At 59.2% G+C, this 20,464-nt stretch carries 24 protein-coding genes; 18 read left to right on the top strand and 6 right to left on the bottom strand.

Annotated elements, in window-relative coordinates; all coding sequences use genetic code 11:
- Window positions 1-52 precede the first annotated feature (52 nt).
- The 4 genes from rplU to proB all read left to right on the top strand — a co-directional run bounded on the left by rplU (window position 53) and on the right by proB (window position 2,970).
- Window positions 53-364: a 50S ribosomal protein L21 gene (gene rplU, locus F1002_RS01500; RefSeq protein WP_011289195.1), complete on the top strand. Its 312-nt coding sequence runs from the start codon at window positions 53-55 to the stop codon at window positions 362-364.
- A 21-nt stretch (window positions 365-385) separates the two neighbouring features.
- A complete protein-coding gene (gene rpmA / locus F1002_RS01495; RefSeq protein ID WP_150427261.1) occupies window positions 386-649 on the top strand; it encodes a 50S ribosomal protein L27 in 264 nt (87 codons plus the stop codon).
- Between the two features lie 132 nt (window positions 650-781).
- Window positions 782-1,855, top strand: a complete 1,074-nt coding sequence (gene cgtA, locus F1002_RS01490; RefSeq protein WP_150427260.1) for an Obg family GTPase CgtA — start codon at window positions 782-784, stop codon at window positions 1,853-1,855.
- On the top strand, window positions 1,852-2,970 hold the full coding sequence (gene proB / locus F1002_RS01485) for a glutamate 5-kinase (protein ID WP_150427259.1): 1,119 nt from the start codon (window positions 1,852-1,854) through the stop codon (window positions 2,968-2,970). The genes cgtA and proB overlap by 4 nt, the downstream gene beginning before the upstream one ends.
- A gap of 131 nt (window positions 2,971-3,101) precedes the next feature.
- Here proB and rpsI read toward each other — a convergent pair whose 3' ends face one another.
- Together rpsI and rplM are read right to left on the bottom strand one after the other, a co-directional pair.
- Window positions 3,102-3,494 (bottom strand): 30S ribosomal protein S9, encoded by a 393-nt coding sequence (gene rpsI, locus F1002_RS01480; RefSeq protein ID WP_150427258.1) that lies wholly within the window; start codon window positions 3,492-3,494, stop codon window positions 3,102-3,104.
- Between the two features lie 9 nt (window positions 3,495-3,503).
- Complete coding sequence (rplM, locus tag F1002_RS01475; RefSeq protein WP_150427257.1) at window positions 3,504-3,932, bottom strand: 50S ribosomal protein L13; 429 nt, start codon at window positions 3,930-3,932, stop codon at window positions 3,504-3,506.
- A gap of 499 nt (window positions 3,933-4,431) precedes the next feature.
- On the opposite strand from rplM, the gene F1002_RS01470 reads away from it, so the two are divergent.
- Window positions 4,432-4,860, top strand: a complete 429-nt coding sequence (locus tag F1002_RS01470) for an OsmC family protein (protein ID WP_150427256.1) — start codon at window positions 4,432-4,434, stop codon at window positions 4,858-4,860.
- Window positions 4,861-4,870: 10 nt separating this feature from the next.
- On the opposite strand, the gene coq7 is transcribed toward F1002_RS01470, so the two are convergent.
- From coq7 to F1002_RS01455, 3 genes are read right to left on the bottom strand one after another with little or no spacing between them, the layout of a single operon-like run.
- A complete protein-coding gene (gene coq7 / locus F1002_RS01465) occupies window positions 4,871-5,494 on the bottom strand; it encodes a 2-polyprenyl-3-methyl-6-methoxy-1,4-benzoquinone monooxygenase (RefSeq protein ID WP_150427255.1) in 624 nt (207 codons plus the stop codon).
- A gap of 9 nt (window positions 5,495-5,503) precedes the next feature.
- On the bottom strand, window positions 5,504-6,022 hold the full coding sequence (locus F1002_RS01460) for a CNP1-like family protein (protein WP_150427254.1): 519 nt from the start codon (window positions 6,020-6,022) through the stop codon (window positions 5,504-5,506).
- A gap of 2 nt (window positions 6,023-6,024) precedes the next feature.
- Window positions 6,025-6,573 carry an RNA pyrophosphohydrolase gene (locus F1002_RS01455; RefSeq protein WP_150427253.1) on the bottom strand — a complete coding sequence of 183 codons (549 nt, stop codon included), beginning with the start codon at window positions 6,571-6,573 and terminating at the stop codon, window positions 6,025-6,027.
- 111 nt (window positions 6,574-6,684) lie between these two features.
- On the opposite strand from F1002_RS01455, the gene F1002_RS01450 reads away from it, so the two are divergent.
- Window positions 6,685-8,415, top strand: a complete 1,731-nt coding sequence (locus F1002_RS01450; protein ID WP_150427252.1) for a proline--tRNA ligase — start codon at window positions 6,685-6,687, stop codon at window positions 8,413-8,415.
- Entirely contained in the window at window positions 8,403-9,014 is a 612-nt protein-coding gene (locus F1002_RS01445; protein WP_150427251.1) for a lytic transglycosylase domain-containing protein, read from the top strand. Before F1002_RS01450 ends, F1002_RS01445 begins: the two co-directional genes overlap by 13 nt.
- A 1-nt stretch (window position 9,015) precedes the next feature.
- Here the strand turns inward: F1002_RS01445 and ffh are convergent, their stop codons facing one another.
- A complete protein-coding gene (ffh, locus tag F1002_RS01440; protein ID WP_150427250.1) occupies window positions 9,016-10,383 on the bottom strand; it encodes a signal recognition particle protein in 1,368 nt (455 codons plus the stop codon).
- Between the two features lie 29 nt (window positions 10,384-10,412).
- On the opposite strand from ffh, the gene F1002_RS01435 reads away from it, so the two are divergent.
- The 11 genes from F1002_RS01435 (at window position 10,413) to nudB (ending at window position 20,417) form a co-directional block, all read left to right on the top strand.
- Window positions 10,413-11,252 (top strand): inner membrane protein YpjD, encoded by an 840-nt coding sequence (locus tag F1002_RS01435; protein WP_150427249.1) that lies wholly within the window; start codon window positions 10,413-10,415, stop codon window positions 11,250-11,252.
- A gap of 3 nt (window positions 11,253-11,255) precedes the next feature.
- Window positions 11,256-12,527, top strand: a complete 1,272-nt coding sequence (locus F1002_RS01430; RefSeq protein WP_150427248.1) for an HlyC/CorC family transporter — start codon at window positions 11,256-11,258, stop codon at window positions 12,525-12,527.
- Window positions 12,528-12,603: 76 nt separating this feature from the next.
- Entirely contained in the window at window positions 12,604-14,319 is a 1,716-nt protein-coding gene (gene pilB / locus F1002_RS01425; RefSeq protein WP_150427247.1) for a type IV-A pilus assembly ATPase PilB, read from the top strand.
- 15 nt (window positions 14,320-14,334) lie between these two features.
- On the top strand, window positions 14,335-15,558 hold the full coding sequence (locus F1002_RS01420; protein ID WP_150427246.1) for a type II secretion system F family protein: 1,224 nt from the start codon (window positions 14,335-14,337) through the stop codon (window positions 15,556-15,558).
- Window positions 15,558-16,409, top strand: a complete 852-nt coding sequence (locus tag F1002_RS01415) for an A24 family peptidase (protein WP_150427245.1) — start codon at window positions 15,558-15,560, stop codon at window positions 16,407-16,409. The genes F1002_RS01420 and F1002_RS01415 overlap by 1 nt, the downstream gene beginning before the upstream one ends.
- A gap of 70 nt (window positions 16,410-16,479) precedes the next feature.
- Entirely contained in the window at window positions 16,480-16,734 is a 255-nt protein-coding gene (locus tag F1002_RS01410) for an FmdB family zinc ribbon protein (RefSeq protein WP_150427244.1), read from the top strand.
- Window positions 16,734-17,348, top strand: coding sequence for a DUF502 domain-containing protein (locus tag F1002_RS01405; RefSeq protein WP_150427916.1), 615 nt, complete (start codon window positions 16,734-16,736; stop codon window positions 17,346-17,348). Before F1002_RS01410 ends, F1002_RS01405 begins: the two co-directional genes overlap by 1 nt.
- Window positions 17,349-17,366: 18 nt before the next feature.
- Window positions 17,367-19,166 carry an aspartate--tRNA ligase gene (gene aspS / locus F1002_RS01400; RefSeq protein WP_150427243.1) on the top strand — a complete coding sequence of 600 codons (1,800 nt, stop codon included), beginning with the start codon at window positions 17,367-17,369 and terminating at the stop codon, window positions 19,164-19,166.
- Between the two features lie 11 nt (window positions 19,167-19,177).
- Complete coding sequence (locus tag F1002_RS01395) at window positions 19,178-19,534, top strand: ribonuclease domain-containing protein (RefSeq protein WP_150427242.1); 357 nt, start codon at window positions 19,178-19,180, stop codon at window positions 19,532-19,534.
- A 5-nt stretch (window positions 19,535-19,539) separates the two neighbouring features.
- Complete coding sequence (locus F1002_RS01390; RefSeq protein ID WP_150427241.1) at window positions 19,540-19,968, top strand: barstar family protein; 429 nt, start codon at window positions 19,540-19,542, stop codon at window positions 19,966-19,968.
- Window positions 19,965-20,417 carry a dihydroneopterin triphosphate diphosphatase gene (nudB, locus tag F1002_RS01385; protein WP_150427240.1) on the top strand — a complete coding sequence of 151 codons (453 nt, stop codon included), beginning with the start codon at window positions 19,965-19,967 and terminating at the stop codon, window positions 20,415-20,417. The genes F1002_RS01390 and nudB overlap by 4 nt, the downstream gene beginning before the upstream one ends.
- The last annotated feature ends 47 nt before the right edge of the window (window positions 20,418-20,464 follow it).

The following is a 20,464-nucleotide window of genomic DNA, read 5'->3' as shown; positions in this document are numbered from 1 at the left end:
ATAATGCGCGGTTCTTTGTAGCACCCTTTGGTTTATTTTCGGAGTCCAACCCATGTATGCGGTCATAAAAACCGGCGGCAAGCAGTATCGCGTTTCCGCTGGCCAAAAACTCAAAGTAGAACAGATACCGGCAGACGTTGGCGCAGAAGTCACTCTCGACCAGATCCTCATGGTAGGCGAAGGCGAGTCCGTGAAGATCGGCGCCCCCTTCCTTGCTGGCGCCACCGTCAAGTGCACCGTGGTTTCCCACGGCCGCCACGACAAGGTCAAGATCTTCAAGATGCGTCGTCGTAAGCACTACCAGAAGCGTCAAGGCCATCGTCAGAACTACACCGAACTGCGCATCGACACGATCGCTGCCTAAGTTCAGACAAGGAGCTAAGAAATGGCACACAAAAAGGCAGGCGGTAGTTCACGTAACGGCCGCGACTCACAAGCCCAACGACTGGGCGTCAAGCGCTACGGCGGTCAATTCGTCCTGGCTGGCAACATCATCGTTCGCCAGCGTGGCACCGAATTCCATCCGGGCGAAAACGTCGGCTGCGGCAAGGATCACACCCTGTTCGCACTGAAGGATGGCGTGATCCAGTTCGCCATCAAGGGCGAAAAGAAGCGCCGCACCGTTTCGATCGTTCCGGCCGCCGAATAATTCGGCCCGGCGGAAGATTCAGAAAAGCCCTATCCGCCTGGATAGGGCTTTTTGCTTTATCGGCCTGCGCTTTCCCGAAGAGCCCAGCCCCATAAAGCATCAACGCCTTGACCGAGGCAGGAAGAACAAACCATGAAGTTCATCGACGAAGCAAAAATCTATGTGAAGGCCGGTGACGGCGGTAACGGCATCGCCACCTTCCGCCGCGAAAAATACATCCCCATGGGGGGCCCCAACGGTGGCGATGGCGGCAAGGGCGGCAGCGTCTACGTCATTGCCGACCGCAACATCAACACGCTGGTCGATTACCGCTACACTCGTAAATTCCTCGGCCAGCGCGGCGAAAACGGCGGCAGCGCCGACTGCTACGGCGCCGGCGGGGAAGACATTGTGCTGCGCATGCCGGTCGGCACCGTTGTCACCGACCTCAACACCGGAGAAGTCCTGGCCGACCTCGCCGAGCACGACCAGAAGGTTCTGATCGCCAAGGGCGGCAAGGGCGGCCTCGGAAACACCCACTTCAAGTCCTCAACCAACCGCGCGCCCCGCCAATGCACCAAGGGCGAACAGGGCGAAGAGCACGAGCTCGGCCTCGAATTGCGCGTACTGGCCGATGTCGGCCTGCTCGGCCTGCCCAATGCCGGCAAGAGCACGCTGATCCGCGCCATTTCCGCGGCCCGCCCCAAGGTCGCCGACTACCCCTTCACCACGCTGCACCCCAACCTGGGCGTCGTCCGCGTCGGCGCAGAAAAGAGCTTCGTCGTCGCCGACGTACCGGGCCTGATCGAAGGCGCCGCCGACGGCGCAGGCCTCGGCATCCGCTTCCTCAAGCACCTGCAGCGCACCCGCATCCTGCTGCACCTCGTCGACATCGCTCCGATCGACCCCGACGCCAATCCGGTTCGCGATGCGAAGGCCATCGTCGGCGAACTGGCCAAGCACGATCCGGAATTGGTCGAAAAGCCCCGCTGGCTGATTCTCAACAAACTCGACCTGATCCCCGAAGAGGATCGCGAAAAGACCACCGAGGACTTCCTGAAAGCCTACAAGAAGGCAACAAAATTCGACGGCCCGGTATTCAGCATCGCCGCCATCAATGGCGAAGGGACCAAGCCGCTGATCTACGCCATCCAGGAGGCTCTCGAGCAGATGGCCGTTCCTGAAGTCGCAGACGACGAAGACGAAGGGATGACGGAAACCACATGAGCCAGACCCGCCTCGCCAACGCCAAGCGCCTGGTCGTCAAGGTCGGCTCGGCACTTGTCACCAACAATGGCACAGGCCTCGATCTGAACGCCATCGGTGACTGGGCTCGCCAGATTGCCAGCCTGCGCGAACAAGGACGCGAAATCATTCTCGTCTCCTCCGGCGCGGTCGCCTGCGGCGTGCAACGCCTCGGCTGGGGCCGCCGCCCGAAGACCGTCCATGAAAAACAGGCAGCCGCCGCCGTCGGACAAGCCGGACTGGTCGAGGCCTACGAGGCCGCCTTCGGCAAACACGGTGTACACACCGCACAGATCCTGCTTACCCACGACGACCTGGCCGACCGCAAGCGCTACCTGAATGCGCGCTCGACCCTGACGACGCTACTTGGTCTTGGCATCGTGCCAATCATCAATGAAAACGACACGGTCATCACCGACGAAATCAAGTTTGGCGATAACGACACCCTCGGCGCCCTCGTCGCCAACCTGACCGAAGCCGACGCCCTGATCATCCTGACCGACCAGAAAGGCCTATACACGGCCGACCCACGCAAAGACCCGAATGCCACCCTGATCCAGGAGGCGATCGCCGGTGATACGTCGCTCGAAGCCATGGCCGGAGGCGCCGGTAGCCAGGTGGGCACCGGCGGCATGATCACGAAGGTCATTGCCGCCAAACGCGCCGCCCGCAGCGGCGCCCACACAGCCATCGCGAGCGGCCACGAAACCGACCCGATCCTCCGTCTGGCAACCGGCGAATCAGTCGGCACCTTGCTGGTTTCTACCACGCCGCCACTGGCCGCCCGCAAGCAATGGCTGGCCGACCACCTGCAACTCGCCGGACGCCTGATTCTCGACACCGGCGCCGTGGAAGCCCTTCGCGCCGGCAAGAGCCTCCTCCCCATCGGCGTCATTGCCGCCGAAGGCGAATTTGAACGCGGCGCCGCAGTCGCCTGCACCAGCCCCGACGGCCGTGAAATCGCCCGCGGCCTGAGTAACTACGGCAGCGGCGAAGCGCGCCTGATCGCCCGAAAAACGACAGCCGACATCGAAAACATCCTCGGCTACGTAGACGAACCGGAAATCATCCACCGCGATAACCTCATCCTGTCCTGAGGCAGGCTGCACTCAAATTAAAAAAAGCCTCGGCATTTGCCGAGGCTTTTTTACACCCAAGGTTCAACCCACACCTCAAGAACAGGCAACAAAAAAAGCCGCCCCAAGGCGGCCTTTTTTTGACAAGCGTATTAACGCTTGGAGAATTGCTTCCGGCGACGTGCCTTGTGGAAGCCGACCTTCTTACGCTCGACTTCACGGGCATCGCGGGTAACGAACCCAGCCTTCGACAACGCGGGCTTCAGGGCTGCGTCGTATTCGATCAGGGCACGGGTGATGCCGTGACGAACAGCACCAGCCTGACCGGACTCACCACCACCGGTGACATTGACCTTGATATCAAAACCATTCAATTGCTCGACCAGCTCAAGCGGCTGACGAACGATCATGCGACCGGTTTCGCGGGAGAAGAACTGATCAACCGGCTTGCCATTAACAACAATGGCACCAGAACCGCGCTTCATGAAAACACGAGCAACGGCGCTCTTGCGACGGCCAGTACCGTAGAAATAAGCTTCAGCCATGATATCCCCTTAGATTTCCAGAGCCTTCGGCTGCTGGGCAGTGTGCGGATGCTGGTCGCCGGCGTAGCACTTCAGCTTCTTGAGCATGGCGTAGCCCAGCGGCCCCTTCGGCAGCATGCCCTTGACGGCGGTTTCCAGAGCACGGCCCGGGAAGCGTTGCTGCATCTTCTTGAAGTTGGTTTCGTAGATACCGCCCGGGTAACCGGAGTGGCGGAAGTACTTCTTATCTTCAGCCTTGTTACCGGTAACGGTGAGCTTTTCAACGTTGGTGACAACGATGAAGTCGCCGGTATCAACGTGCGGGGTATAGATAGCCTTGTGCTTGCCGCGAAGGCGACGAGCGATTTCGGTGGCGAGGCGGCCGAGCACCTTGTCTGTGGCGTCTACCACAAACCACTCGCGCTTCACCTCATGTGGCTTGGCGGAAAACGTTTTCATGTGTGTGCCGTCCTGAAAAATTGGGCGCAGATTGGAGAAAGGCGCGGATTTTAGTCGACAAATTACATCGCTGTCAATCCTTTTCAACCACTCATGGCAAATCAGGCAAAAAAAACGCGGCTCGCTGAGCCGCGTTAAATCCACACCAAAGGAGGAGGGTGGAGGAGACAAATCTGAACCGAAGAACTCATCGCTGACAAGTCACTACAGTTCGTACGCTTCACATTCTGCCCGAACACATGGTCATCAGCAAGCTATTCTTGTGCATTGCACAACCAATATTTCAATGAATAAATCAATAAAAATTATTGCAAATATATAATTGTTTAATTTAAATAAATAACAATATTTCAACATCAATTAATCATTGAACAACTCCAGGCAAGCCTCAATAACCCGGCTCAGGCAAAACCCATATTGCTGCATTGCAGCATTCTTAAGCACTACATCGCCCACTCGGCAATTCCGCTAGAATCGGACCCCCAGCAAGGAGATCGAAATGGAATGCACAGTAAGATGGATGGGAAGCGATGCCGGCATGTCATTTGTGGCAGAAACCGGCAGTGGGCACTCTGTGGTTATGGACGGCGCCCCGGAAGCCGGCGGTAGAAACCTTGGCTTGCGCCCCATGGAAATGGTCTTGGCCGGCACTGGCGGCTGCAGCGCTTTCGATGTCGTGCTGATCCTGAAGAAAGGGCGCCATCAAGTCACCGGCTGCGACGTCAGCCTCGCCGCAGAGCGCGCGGAAACGGACCCCAAGGTATTCACGCGCATCCACTTCCACTATCGGGTCAAGGGACGAAACCTGAAGCCGGACGCCGTAGCGCGCGCCATCGAACTATCGAAGGACAAATACTGCTCGGCATCCATCATGATCGGCAAGACAGCCGACATCACCGCCGATTTCGAGATTATCGAGGAAGCCTGACTCGACCGGCCTAGATGCGATAGGCGGCGAGAGTCATGACCTTCGCCATCGCCTTCATTCCCAATTTGATCGGCGCTGGCAATTCTGCGGCGCCGAAGCGGATGGCCATTTCGGCATGTTGAATTTCGTCGAGCCGCATACGGTCAACAATTGCCCGAGATTTTCCATCCTGCGCCGGAAGATCAACGAGATGCCCATCGAGATGCGCCTCGACCTGCCTTTCGGTTTCTGCCAAAAAACCCAGGTTCCACTTGTCGCCCATCACCCCGGCGACAACCCCCAGGGAAAGCGAACCGACATACCACAGCGGATTCAACAGGCTTTTACGCCCGCCAAGCTCCTTGATACGAGACTCGGTCCAGGCCAGATGCTCTGTCTCCTCTTCCGCGGCGCCACGAAGCGACTCCTTGACCGCAGGGTCACGCGAAGTCAGCGCCTGCCCTTGATACAGGGCCTGCGCACAGATCTCTCCGCAATGATTGACCCGCATCAGCCCACAGGCATGCCTGCGCTCCACCTCGCTCATGGCCGGCTCCGGCAAATCCATGCCGGGAACAGGGCGAACCGTGCGGGCCTGCGCAAAAACCGTACGCAGCGCGCGGTCGAATTCAAGTATCAGTTGATCCGGCGACATAGCAATGACTCAGCGACGGACATCCGGATGCCCACCACGTAACAAGGCATCGCGCGCCTCGGCGGCAGTCCGCACCGAATTGCCGAACGGGCAGAAGTACTCGAGAAACAATGCCGCATGCTGCCGATTGGCATAAGCATCGAGAATGCGGACCCAGTCGCTGTTACGTGCCTTTGACCACGTCCCATCCAAGCGTCCGGAACCATAGATGCGACGCGACTTCGATTCGCAGCGCATCCCTTCATAGGTCACGTTACGCGCACCACCGGGCGTCTCGACAACCATGACGTAGCGGATCACCTGATCAGCCCCGACACTCAGACTCGAACCATCGATGTAGAAGCGGTTGTCGGTTGCCGCACTCACATAAAGCGGTATCAAGGCACCCTTGGCAGGCGGCGCGGGAAACTGCACATCCAATTCCTGCCACTGCCGCGGCACACCATCCTCTTCCTGCTCGTCCGCCGCATTACCGGCAAGTGGCACAAGCAGGAGAAGTACGGAAAAGACAAGCACACGTAAACTCATGGCTACTTTTCCTCTTCACCCATTGCCGCTTCCGGCAAAAAAGCCTCTGCCTCGCGCTTGATGCGAAGTCCCTTGCGGTCAAAATCGAGAAAACGGACGAGTTCGTTCAGCGCCTGCTCATATACGCTACGCTTGAACTCGATCACCGCATCGAGGGGCACCCAGTAGTCATTCCAGCGCCAAGCATCGAACTCCGGCTTGCTCGTTGCCCGCAAACTGACGTCGCTATCGCGCCCGACCAGCCTCAGCAGGAACCAAATCTGTTTCTGGCCCTTGTATGAACCACGCCACTCGCGGCGAATCCAGTGTGTCGGCACTTCATAACGCAACCAGCCCTTGGTTCGCCCGAGGATACGCACATGTTCGGGCATCAGCCCGACCTCTTCGTGCAGTTCCCGATACATGGCTTCTTCCGGCGTTTCACCGCGCTTGATGCCACCTTGCGGAAACTGCCAGGAATGCTCCCGTATGCGTTTACCCCAGAAAACCTCGTTTTTGGCGTTACAAAGAATGATGCCGACGTTCGGGCGATAGCCTTCGCGATCGAGCATAGAAATCCTGCAAAATTAATGGTTGCCCCGATTCTTTCACAAAGGGCGTTCACATGCAAAGAAGCGGGACCGTGTAAAATGAAGGTTTCCCAACGAATTCAAGAGCATCCCATGCGCACTTCGCAGTTCTTTTTTACCACTCTCAAGGAAGCGCCGGCAGACGCCGAAGTCATCAGTCAAAAAATGATGCTGCGCGCCGGCTACATCAAGCGCGCCGCCGCCGGTATCTATACCTGGATGCCCTTGGGGCTGCGCGTCCTGCGCAAGGTCGAAAATGTCGTTCGCGAGGAGATGAACAATGCCGGTGCGCTGGAGCTGCTGATGCCGGCCGTTCAGCCGGCAGAACTGTGGCAGGAGTCCGGCCGCTGGGAACAATACGGCCCTGAGCTGCTGCGCTTCAAGGACCGCCATCAGCGTGACTTTGTCATCGGACCGACGCATGAAGAAGTCATCACGGACGTTGTCCGCCGCGATGTAAAAAGCTATCGCCAACTGCCCATTCACCTCTATCAGGTGCAAACCAAGTTCCGCGACGAAATCCGCCCCCGTTTCGGCGTCATGCGCGGTCGCGAGTTCCTGATGAAGGACGGCTATTCCTTCCATACCTCATTTGACGACCTGAAGCGTGAATACGGCAACATGTACGATACGTACAGCCGCATCTTCACTCGTCTGGGCCTCAAGTTCCGCGCCGTCGCCGCCGACACCGGCTCCATCGGCGGTACCGGATCGCATGAATTCCATGTCCTGGCCGAATCCGGCGAAGACGACATCGCCTTCTGCCCGGCCTCCGACTACGCAGCCAACGTTGAACTCGCCGAAGCGCTTGCGCCGACCACGCCCCGCGCCACCGCCGGTCAAACAATGGAAAAGACGCACACACCGGGCAAGATGGCATGCCTCGATGTCGCCAAATTTCTCAACCTGCCGCTCGACAAGATCGTCAAATCCATCGCCGTCGTCAGTGAAAAAGAGGAAGGCCAACCGACCTTCGCGCTGCTGCTGGTGCGCGGCGATCACGAACTGAACGAAATCAAGGCCAGCAAGATTGCCGCAATCAATCCCTTCCGCTTTGCCACCGAAGAGGAAGTGATCGCTCACCTGCGCTGCAAGCCTGGCTTTATCGGCCCTGTTGGCATCGACCGGGAAAGGGTCGCCGTGTTTGCCGACCGCAGCGTCGCCGTCATGAGCGATTTTGTCTGTGGCGCGAATGAAGCCGGCTATCACATGGCCGGCGTCAACTTCGGGCGCGACCTGGCGGAACCGGAAGTGTTCGACATCCGCAACGTCGTCGCCGGCGACCCGTCACCCGATGGCAAAGGCACGCTGGATATCTGCCGCGGCATCGAAGTCGGCCATATCTTCCAGTTGCGCCAGAAATACGCCCAAGCCCTCGGCTGCAGCTACCTTGACGAAAACGGCAAGAGCCAGACGATGGAGATGGGCTGCTACGGCATCGGCGTTTCGCGCATCGTCGGCGCCGCCATCGAACAAGGCAACGATGAACAGGGCATCGTACTGCCCGCCGCCATCGCCCCATTCGAGGTGTGTATCGTGCCGATGGGCTACCACAAAAGCGAGGCGGTCAAGTTCGCTGCCGACCAGCTGTACGGCGACCTGAAGAAGGCCGGACTCGATGTCGTGCTCGACGACCGCAACGAACGTCCAGGGGTCATGTTTGCCGACATGGAACTGATCGGCATTCCGCATCGCGTCGTGATCGGCGAGCGCGGGCTCAAGGACGGCCAATTCGAATACAAGGGCCGCCGCGATGCCGAGCCGACAATGATCGCGCAGACCGACATTGTGTCGACTCTCCAAGAGAAATTGTGCGCCGCCTGATCGCCGCACTGTTGTTAGTAAGCGCGTCGGCGGCCTACGCCGGCGCGCAGAAATACGAAGCACTCTCGGCCAGCGCGCAGGCTGCCCTGCACAAAGCCGTTTCCGACTCCCGACCGAGCGTCAGTTCCTTCAAGACGCCAATGGAAGCCGTCGACTGGCTGGCCGCCATGTCGCCACGCCTGGAAAAGCGCATACCCAATCGCGAATACCGGATCGACCTGCTGCGTAGCGTGCATTACGAAGCAACGCGCGCCGGCCTCGACCCGCAGCTCGTACTGGGCTTGATGCAAGTCGAGTCGGGATTCCGGAAATATGCGGTGTCATCGGCCGGGGCACGCGGCTACATGCAGGTCATGCCTTTTTGGGTCAAACTGATCGGCAGACCTGAAGACTCTTTGTTCGACCTGCGCACCAACCTGCGCTATGGCTGCACCATCCTGCGCCACTACCTGGATATCGAGAAGGGCGACCTTTTCCGCGCCCTCGGTCGCTACAACGGCAGCCTGGGCAAACCGGAGTATCCGAACATGGTTCGAGCCGCCTGGCAGAACCAGTGGGGTTACGACAAGCCGGCCCGCCTAGCGCAGGCCGGCACCTGACTCAGCGCCCCATGCCGCCCATACCGGGCAGCATGCCCTTCATGCCGCGCATCAGCTTGCCGATGCCACCCTTGGAAAACTGCTTCATCATCTTCTGTGTCTGCTCGAACTGGTTAAGCAGACGATTGACTTCCTGAACCTGAACGCCAGCCCCCATGGCGATACGGCGCTTGCGGCTGGCCTTGATCAGTTCCGGCTTGGCGCGCTCCTGCGGCGTCATCGAATTGATGATGCCTTCGACGCGACCGATGATCTTGCCCTCGGCGCCGGCCGGCAACGCCCCGGCCACCTGCGCGACCTGCGCCGGCATCTTGTCCATCAGGGCCGTCAGGCCGCCCATGTTGCGCATCTGGGCGATCTGCTCCTTGAAATCGTTCAGGTCGAAGCCCTTGCCGGATTTCAGCTTCTTGGCGAAGGCAACGGCCTTTTCCTCATCCAGCCCCTTGCGTGCCTCCTCGATCAGCGACAGGACATCGCCCATGCCCAGGATGCGCGAAGCCATCCGCTCCGGATGAAAGGCCTCCAGGCCAGTGAGCTTCTCGCCAACGCCGGCAAACTTGATCGGCTTGCCGGTGATATGACGTACCGACAGCGCCGCGCCGCCTCGTGCATCGCCATCGAGCTTGGTGAGTACGACACCGGTCAGCGGCAGGGCTTCGTTGAAGGCCTTGGCGGTATTGACGGCATCCTGACCCAACATGGCATCGACGACAAACAAGGTTTCTATCGGGTTGATGGCTGCATGCAGACGCTTGATTTCGGCCATCATTTCTTCATCGATAGCCAGACGGCCCGCCGTATCGACGAGCAGAACATCGTGGTAGTGACGCTTCGCCCAGTCAATGGCTGCCGCCGCAATGACCTCAGGTTTCTCGCCAACGGAGGAAGGGAAGAAATCGATACCGGCCTGGCCGGCAACCGACTTTAACTGTTCGATAGCGGCGGGCCGGTAAATGTCGCATGACACCACGAGAACCTTTTTCTTGTGGTTTTCCTTGAGGAATTTGCCCAACTTGCCGACTGTTGTCGTCTTGCCCGCCCCTTGCAAACCGGCCATCAGCACGATGGCGGGAGGCTGGGTATTGAAATTGATGCCCTCATGCGCATCGCCCATGATTTTGGCCAGTTCGGCATGAACGACGCCGATCAAGGCCTGCCCCGGGCTCAACGAGCCGATGACCTCTTCGCCGACCGCCTTTTCCTTGACCGCAGCGATAAAATCCTTGACCACCGGCAAGGCAACATCGGCCTCCAGCAGGGCCATGCGAACTTCGCGCAAGGCTTCGGAAATATTGGATTCTGTCAGGCGCGCCTCGCCCTTCAGCGTTTTCATGACGCGGGCAAGGCGATTAGTCAGGTTATCAAGCATGTGAGTTGGGCTTCTAGTAGAATTCAAGGATGGCCGATATTGTAATTCAGCTTCTGCCGCACATCCTCGCCGCCCTGATATATGGCGCCCTCGGTTTCCACTTTTGGAACACACGCTGGCGTGAAGTCGAGGGCCAATGTGTCGCCTGCCCCATGCAAACATGGGAGCGCTCTGCCATTGCGCTGGCACTCGCCATCCACGCCGCAGGACTCTACGACGCCCTGTTTACCGAGGCCGGCATGCGATTTTCTTTCAGCTTCGCGCTATCGCTGATGATGTGGCTGGCGGTGCTGATTTACTGGCTGGAAAGCTTCATGGCACGGATGGAGGGCATGCAACCGATGGTCTTGCCCCTGGCGGCCGGCTGTGCCGTGCTCCCGGTCATCTTCCCGAACGTACACCTCGTGGCCCACGCCAGCGCCACCGGGTTCAAGCTGCATTTCCTGGCCGCCATGCTGGCCTACAGCCTACTCACCCTGTCAGCCCTGCACGCCATCTTCATGGGCTTCACGGAACGTTCGCTGCACAATCGCTCACTCAAACGCAGCTTGGCCAGCCTGCCCCCGCTACTGACCATGGAGTCCCTGCTCTTCAAGATGCTGCTGATTGGCTTCGTTCTCCTGACACTCACGGTCGGCAGCGGCGTCTTCTTCTCCGAAGCGCTGTTCGGCAAGCCGTTGTCGGTTGATCACAAGACGCTGTTTGCATTTGCGTCCTGGGGTATTTTCGCCACCTTGCTGATCGGACGACATGCTTGGGGATGGCGCGGCAAACGCGCCCTGCGCTGGACGCTGGCTGGATTCGCCCTGCTGATCCTAGCGTATGTCGGCAGTCGCTTCGTAGCAGAAGTGGTGCTCGGGCGTATTTGATCGGTGGACGACATACCTTTAACGGTGCAGCTGGGCGTGCTCGCGCTGCTGTTGGCCATTTCCGCCTTTTTCTCGCTCAGCGAAACGGCCATGATGGCCTCCAATCGTTTCCGCCTGAGACATCTTGCTCAAAATGGACACAACGGTGCCCAGAAGGCGCTGTCGCTCCTGAACACGACGGACAAAATGCTGGGGGTCATTCTGCTCGGCAACAACCTGATCAACGCCGCTGCCGCTACGCTGGTCAGCGTGATCACGATCGAATTGTTCGGCGAAGGAAAATGGGCTCTCGGTGCGGGAACACTGGCGGTAACTTTCGCCATCCTGGTATTCGCCGAAATCACGCCCAAGATCATCGGCGCAACCCATGCCGACCGGCTGGCCCTGGTGCTCGGCTACATCCTTACGCCGCTGCTGCGGCTGTTCTACCCGATCGTCTGGTTCATCAACCTGTTCGCCAGCATGCTGCTGCGCACACTGCGGCTGACTCCGTCGGCCAACAACCAGCCACCCCAGCTATCCCAGGAGGAACTGCTCAGCCTGGTCCTTGAGTCGTCGCACATCATCCCGCAGAAACACCGGACTATACTGTCCAGCCTGTTCGAGTTGAATCGAATCACCGTCGAAGACGTAATGACCCCCCGCGGCAACATCGAGATTCTCGACCTCGACCGCCCATGGGAGGAGGTAAAAAGCCAGCTGGCCACCAGCCACCACAGCCGCCTGCCGGCCTGCCGCGAATCCCTCGACCAACTGCTCGGCATACTTCCGGTTCGCCGCCTGCTGGGAAGTATCGGCGACGATTCGTTCGACGAGAGCACGCTGATGCAGCAGGTGCAGCCACCGTATTACATTCCCGCCGGCACTCCGGTCTTTTCCCAGCTGGCCTTTTTCCAGGAAAACAGGCAACGCATCGGATTTGTTGTCGACGAATACGGCGAAATTCTCGGCCTATTGACTCTGGAAGACATCATTGAGGAGTTTGTCGGCGATTTCACGACCTCCATTCCAGGTCTTGGACAGGAACTCAACTGGTCCGAAAAGGGTGAAGCGATTGTCGAGGGTTCGCGTCAATTGCGCGACATCAACCGGATGCTCGGTCTCGACTTTCCGCTGGACGGCCCCAAGACACTCAACGGACTGATACTTGAGCATTTCCAGGACATCCCGGAATCGGGAATCAGCATCAAACTGGCGGGCATTGCCGTAGAAATTCTGCAGACGAAAGACCGGAGGGTGGTAACCGTCCGCATATTCCGTCCAGCGCCGGGCTAAACCGGCGGGCGAACCTTTACAAACAGCCTGCTGCGTAGCATTATCAACCGATCTATACGGCATTTAAGCTCATTCGATGGCAGCAACACCTCAAAATCCTCCTCTTAGCGGCTTGGCGCGCGCGCTTGTACAGGCCGGGCAGCTCAAGGAGGCCGAGGCCGAGCAACTGCTGGCACAAGCCAACAACAGCAAAACGTCGCTGATCGAACAGATCATTGCCAGCCAGAAAGCCAGTGCGCTCGATGTAGCCCGTTTTGTCGCCGACACCTTCGGCTATCCGCTGCTCGACCTGAATGCTTTCGACGAGGCGCACATCCCTGCCGACGCCATTGACCGCAAGCTGATCGCCACGCACAAGGTCATTCCGCTCAACAAGCGCGGCAACCGGCTATCTGTCGCCATCGCCGACCCGACCAATCTGCGCGCCCTGGATGAAATCCGCTTCCAGACAGGCCTTGCCGTCGACCCGATCGTCGTCGAACATCCCAAGCTGGCTCCGCTTGTCGGCAAGTACGCCGAGTCGGCCGCCGAAACACTGAAGAATCTGGCCAGCGATGATATCAACCTTGACTTTCTCGATGAAGAAGCCGCCGCCAAGACAGACGATGCCGCCGGCCAGGAGATCGACGACGCACCGGTCGTCAAATTCATCCAGAAAATGCTCCTCGATGCCATTAACGATGGCGCATCGGATATCCATTTCGAACCTTACGAAAAGTTCTACCGGATTCGTTTCCGCGTTGACGGCATCCTGCGCGAAGTCGCCACACCACCACTGGCCATCAAGGAAAAAATCGCATCGCGTATCAAGGTCATCTCGCGACTGAATATCGCCGAAAAACGTGTGCCGCAGGACGGCCGGATGAAGCTTGTCCTATCCAAGACCCGAGCCATCGACTTCCGGGTCAGCACCTTGCCGACCTTGCAAGGCGAAAAAATCGTGATGCGTATTCTAGACCCGACCTCCGCCACACTCGGCATCGAGGCATTGGGCTACGAACCGGACCAAAAGGCCGCCCTGCTCGACGCCATCAGCCGTCCCTACGGCATGGTGCTGGTCACCGGCCCGACCGGCTCCGGCAAGACCGTTTCGCTGTACACCTGCCTGAACATCCTGAACAAGGACGGCATCAATATTTCGACGGCGGAAGATCCGGCCGAAATCAACCTGGCCGGCATCAACCAGGTCAACGTCGACGACCGCGCCGGACTGACCTTCCCGGTCGCCCTGAAAGCCTTCCTACGGCAGGATCCGGACATCATCATGGTCGGCGAAATCCGCGACCTGGAAACCGCTGAGATCTCCATCAAGGCAGCCCAGACCGGCCACCTGGTTCTTTCGACGCTGCATACCAACGACGCCCCACAGACCCTGACCCGCTTGATGAACATGGGCGTCCCCACCTTCAACATCGCCTCCAGCGTTTTGCTGATCACGGCACAACGCCTGGCGCGCCGTCTTTGTAATTGCAAGAAACCCATGGAAATCCCGCGGCAGGCGCTATTGGACGCCGGGTATGCCGAAGGCGAACTCGATGGCTCGTGGACCCTATACGGCCCCGGGGGATGCGAGCGTTGCAAGGGAACCGGGTATAAGGGACGGGTTGGCATCTATCAAGTCATGCCCATCTCGGAATCCATGCAGCGCATGATCATGAGTGGCGCATCGGCGCTGGATCTGGCGGTTCAGGCCAAGGCCGAAGGCGTCAAGGACCTCCGGGAGTCCGGATTGCAAAAAGTCAAACAAGGTGTCACCTCGCTCGACGAGGTTCTCAGCACCACCAACGCTTAATAAAAGGGACAACACATGGCTACCGCTCGACCAAAGGCCTCGGCAGTCAAGGAAAGTACTTTTCAATGGGAAGGCAAGAACAAGGATGGAAAAGCTGTACGCGGCGAAATGCGCGCAGCCAGCGAATCGGTCGTCCAAACGACCTTGCGTCGCCAAGGCATAACCAACGCCAAGGTCAAGAAGCTGCGCTTCAAGACCGGCGGCAAGATCACCGACAAGGACATCACCCTGTTCTCCCGCCAACTGGCGACGATGATGAAATCCGGGGTCCCGCTCCTGCAATCCTTCGACATCGTTGGCCGCGGCCATGCCAATCCTGCCGTAGGCAAACTCCTGCTGGACATCAAGGCCGACGTGGAGACCGGCAGTTCACTGTCCCAGGCATTCCGCAAATATCCGCTGTATTTCGACGCCTTGTTTTGCAACCTGGTAGCCGCCGGTGAACAGGCGGGTATTCTCGACACCCTGCTTGACCGCCTGGCAACCTATAAGGAAAAAATTCTTGCCATCAAGAGCAAGATCAAATCCGCTCTTTTCTACCCTATCGCAGTGATCGTGGTGTCCTTCATCATTACGGCCGTCATCATGATTTTCGTGATTCCTGCCTTCAAGGAAGTATTCCAGAGCTTCGGCGCGGACCTACCGATCCCCACGCTGCTCGTCATCGCCATATCCGATTTTTTCGTCGCCTACTGGTGGGCCATTTTTGGTGCGATTGGTGGCGGCCTGTACGCCTTCCTGGAAGCTTGGCGACGCTCCGAAAAGGTACAGATGGCGATGGATCGCCTCTTGCTGAGAATACCGGTTTTTGGTGATATCGTTCGCAAATCGGTCATTGCACGGTGGACCCGCACACTCTCGACCATGTTTGCCGCCGGTGTTCCTCTGGTCGAATCCCTGGAGTCGGTAGGCGGCGCGTCCGGCAACTTCGTATACAAGATGGCTACCCGGCAAATCCAGGGCGAGGTCGCCACCGGTACAAACCTGACGACGTCGATGCAAAACACCAACCTGTTCCCCAACATGGTCACCCAAATGGTCGCTATCGGCGAAGAGTCTGGTGCGCTGGATTCGATGCTCGGAAAGGTTGCCGACTTCTTCGAACAGGAAGTCGACGACGCCGTCGAAGCCATGTCCAGCCTGATGGAGCCGATAATCATGGTTATCCTTGGCACCCTGATCGGTGGCATGGTAGTAGCCATGTACCTGCCGATCTTCAAACTCGGGGCGATCGTTTGATGATTCCGGAGACTCTGGGGGGGCTAGCGCTCGCCGCCGGCCTGCTGGGCCTTTGCGTCGGCAGCTTTCTGAATGTTGTCATCCACCGCCTGCCGAGGATGATGGAAAACGACTGGCGAGCCCAGTGCGCGGAACTCCGCGGCGAAGAAGCCGCGCCAGCGGAAACGCTGTCGCTCGCAAAACCGCGCTCCCGCTGCCCATCCTGCGGCCACCGGATTACCGCCTTGGAAAACATTCCTCTCATCAGCTACCTGCTGATCCTGCGCGGCAAATGCTCCGGTTGTGGCGCAGCCATTTCGGCGCGCTATCCCTTTATCGAAGCACTGACCGGATTGTTGTCGGCCTATGCAGCCTGGCACTTCGGCCCCACCGCCCAGGCAGTTGGCGCCCTTCTACTGCTGTGGGCCTTGATTGCCCTGTCCGGTATCGACCTCGATACGCAGCTTCTTCCCGATTCGATCACCCTGCCGCTGATATGGCTGGGCTTGGCATTCAATCTGTGGGCCATCTACTGCGATCTTCCGTCCGCCGTCATCGGCGCGATGGCCGGCTACCTGGCGTTGTGGAGCGTTTTCTGGCTATTCAAACTAGTCACCGGCAAGGAAGGCATGGGCTACGGCGATTTCAAGCTACTCGCCGCCCTCGGTGCCTGGCTCGGCTGGCAAATGCTTCCGGCGATCATCCTGCTTTCCTCCATCGTTGGCGCTGCTGTCGGCATCACACTGATCGCCGCCGCACGTCACGGCCGGAACATTCCGATCCCGTTCGGCCCCTATCTCGCTGCGGCCGGCATGATCGCTCTTTTCTGGGGACAGCAGATCACCCGCACCTATCTCGGCATGATCGGTTGAAAACGACGCATCGGCCCTGATATAACCGACTGCAACTCTCGGTTATAATTCAAGGTTTTGGAGGACTCTCATGCCGATTTACGAATATCGCTGCGACTCCTGCGGTTTCCAGAAAGAACATCTGCAGAAGATGAGCGACCCGCAGTTGACCACCTGTCCCGAGTGCGGCAGGGACAGCTACAGCAAGCAATTGTCTGCAGCCGGCTTCCAGCTCAAGGGCAATGGCTGGTACGCAACCGACTTCAAAGGTGGCAGCAAGAAAGCTGACACACCGCCCCCTTGCCAAACCGGGGAAGGAAGCTGCTCGTCGTGCGTGGCCAACTGATCAAGCGCTATTTCATCACCGGCCTGCTGATCTGGGTTCCGCTGGTCATTACCGGCTGGGTTCTGTCGCTTATCGTCAGCACACTGGATCAATCGTTGCGCCTGCTGCCGTCGTCGGTTCACCCGCAAACCCTGGTCGGATTCGCCATTCCGGGCGCGGGAGCCGTACTGACACTGGCCATGATCTTCCTCACCGGCTTGCTCGCAGCCAACTTCATCGGCCAGAAACTGGTCGTCTGGTGGGAAAAGCTGCTCGCCCGCATTCCGGTCGTCAATTCGGTCTACAACAGCGTCAAGCAAGTCTCCGATACGCTCTTCTCCCCCAATGGCAATGCCTTTCGCAAGGCGCTGCTGGTCCAGTACCCACGAGAAGGCAGCTGGACAGTCGCCTTCCTGACCGGCGCGCCGGGTGGCGACATCGTCAATCATCTGCGCGGCGAGCACGTCAGCGTGTATGTACCGACCACGCCCAACCCGACCTCCGGCTTCTTCCTGATGATGCCGGCCAAGGATGTCGTCGAACTCGACATGACGGTCGATGAAGCGCTCAAATACATCATATCCATGGGTGTCGTGGCTCCGCCGCCGCACGCCCGTGTCATCACCAACACCTGAAACAAACCGGAAAGCTTCATGCGTACCCATTACTGCGGACAACTCAACGCTTCTCTCGACGGCCAGATCGTCACCCTGTGCGGCTGGGCCCACCGTCGCCGCGACCACGGCGGCGTCATTTTCATCGACCTGCGCGACCGCGAAGGTCTGGCCCAAATTGTCTGCGACCCGGACCGTGCCGACTCATTCAAGATCGCCGAATCCGTCCGCAACGAGTTCTGCCTGAAGATCACCGGCAAGGTGCGCCCGCGTCCGGCAGGCACGACCAACGCCAACCTGGCCTCCGGTGAAATCGAAGTGCTCTGCCACGAGATCGAGGTGCTGAACCCGTCGGTCACCCCGCCGTTCCAGCTTGATGAGGAAAATCTCTCCGAGAACGTCCGCCTGACCCACCGCGTCATCGATCTGCGCCGCCCGCAGATGCAAAACAACCTGATGCTGCGCTACAAGACGGCCCGAGCTTTCCGCCGTTTCCTCGACGACAACGGCTTCATCGACGTCGAAACGCCGATGCTGACCAAGTCGACCCCGGAAGGCGCCCGTGACTACCTGGTTCCGTCGCGCGTTCATGCCGGCCAATTCTTCGCGCTGCCGCAGTCCCCGCAGCTCTTCAAGCAGCTGCTGATGGTCGCCGGCTTCGACCGCTACTACCAGATCACCAAGTGTTTCCGCGACGAAGACCTGCGCGCCGACCGCCAGCCCGAATTTACCCAGGTCGATATCGAAACCTCGTTCATGAGCGAGGCCGAGATCACCGCGCTGATGGAAAAGCTGATCCGTACCGTGTTCAAGGAAGCCATCGACGTCGAGCTGCCGGAATTCCCGCGCATGACCTACGCCGAAGCCATGCGCCGCTTCGGCTCCGACAAGCCGGACCTGCGCGTCACGCTCGAACTGGTTGACGTCGCCGACGCCTTCAAGGACGTCGCCTTCAAGGTCTTCGCCAGCATCGCCAACAGCGAGGGCGGCCGCATCGCCGCCATGCGCATTCCGGGCGGCGCTACGCTGACCCGGGGTGAGATCGACGAATACACCAAGTTTGTCGGCATCTACGGCGCCAAGGGCCTGGCCTACATCAAGGTCAACGACGTCACTCAGGTCAATGAAACCGGCCTGCAGTCGCCGATCGTCAAGAACCTCTCCGAAGCCTCGCTACGCACCGTGCTCGAACGCACCGGCGCGCAATCCGGCGACCTGATCTTCTTCGGCGCCGACAAGGGCAAGATCGTCAGCGACGCCCTCGGCGCGCTGCGCATCAAGATCGGCCACGAGAAGGGCTTCGTCACCGGCGCCAAGTGGGCGCCGCTGTGGGTCATCGACTTCCCGATGTTCGAGTACGACGACGAATCGAAGCGCTGGACCGCCTGCCACCACCCCTTCACCAGCCCGAAGGACGAGCACCTCGAACTCCTCGCCACCGATCCGGGCAAGTGCCTGGCCAAGGCCTACGACCTGGCGCTGAACGGCTGGGAACTGGGCGGCGGCTCGGTACGTATCCACCGCGCCGACGTGCAGGAGAAGGTTTTCGCCGCGCTCAACATCGGTCCGGAAGAACAGCAGGCCAAGTTCGGCTTCCTGCTCGACGCGCTGAAGTACGGCGCCCCACCCCACGGCGGCCTGGCTTTCGGTCTCGACCGCATCGTCACCATGATGACCGGCGCCGAGTCGATCCGCGACGTCATCGCCTTCCCGAAGACCCAGCGCGCCCAGTGCCTGCTCACCGACGCCCCGTCGGCGGTCGACGAGAAGCAACTGCGTGAACTGCACGTCCGCCTGCGTCAGAAGGTGGAAACCCAGGTCGAAATCACCCAGGGTTAAAGGCCACCGCCATGCCGACCTGGCTGCGCTTCCTTCTCGTCCTCTGGCTGGCGGTTGGAAGCGCTTTTGCGTTCACGCGGGACAACGTGGCCGACGAGCCGGTATCGGTCGCCGATCTCCCGCGCGAAGCTCGCCAGACGCTGGCCTTGATCAAGGAAGGCGGTCCGTTTCCCTATGAGCGCGATGGCATCGTTTTTGGCAACTTCGAAAAGCGGCTGCCTCTGCAGCCCCGCGGCTATTATCGGGAATACACCGTAAAATCCCCGTGGCGCAGAGACCGCGGCCCGCGCCGCATCATTGCCGGAGAACGAGGCGAATACTTCTACACGGAAGACCACTATCGGACATTCCGACGGATCAAGGACTAAGCCCCATGAGCAGCCACTTGTTCAGGACGAACGAAACATCCGGTGTTTACTACCTTCCGCCCGCGCGGTGGCTGGCCATTGAAAGCGCCGCAACCAAGGAAAAAGTACGGCTTCTGAAAGCCGAACTCCCTCCCCGTGTCGCCACTGAAAAAAGACTTGCTCAACTGGGCGCCGATCTCGACTTCCCTATCTGGTACGGCAGCAATTTCGATGCGCTCTTCGATTGCCTCACGGACCCGGACTGGCAACCCGCCAAAGCGCATGTCCTGATGATCAAGGGAATGGCTGAATTGCGTACGGCCAACCCGGACGATTTCTCCACACTGATTGACGTATTGGGTGCTGCCGCAGAAGCACGCAAGGCGGCCCAGTCACCATTCTGGATTCTCCTCGACACCCCGGCCCGGGGCATTCCAACCTTTATCGAGGCATGACAGCCCCGAAACAACCTGTTTCGGTGTTGGTGGTCATTCACACGCCCGAACTCGACGTCCTGCTTCTTGAACGCGCAGCCCATCCGGGCTACTGGCAATCCGTCACGGGAAGCCGCGAAACCGACGAATCACCGGAAATCACAGCCCAACGTGAAGTCTTCGAAGAAACCGGTATTTCCCTCCCCTTGGCAAGCTACCGTAACTGGTCATTAACCAATACTTACGAGATTTTTCAGCAGTGGCGGCATCGTTATGCCCCGGGTGTCACGTCGAATGTCGAGCATGTATTCAGTCTGTGCCTGCCCAAGCCCGCCGCCATCACGGCCAGCCCCAGTGAACACCGCGCCTGGCAATGGTTTCCCTGGCAGGAAGCGGCCACGCTCTGCTTTTCCTGGAGCAACCGGGATGCCATCCTGATGCTCCCGGAACGCGTACAACAGGGGACTTGAAACTGTCCAACCCTCTCCTGCATTAGGTCCAGTAAAGCTTGACTCAC

Source organism: Dechloromonas sp. CZR5 (genome assembly GCF_008711155.1).
Taxonomy (GTDB): domain Bacteria; phylum Pseudomonadota; class Gammaproteobacteria; order Burkholderiales; family Rhodocyclaceae; genus Azonexus.
This window is presented reverse-complemented; position numbering and strand designations above follow the sequence as displayed.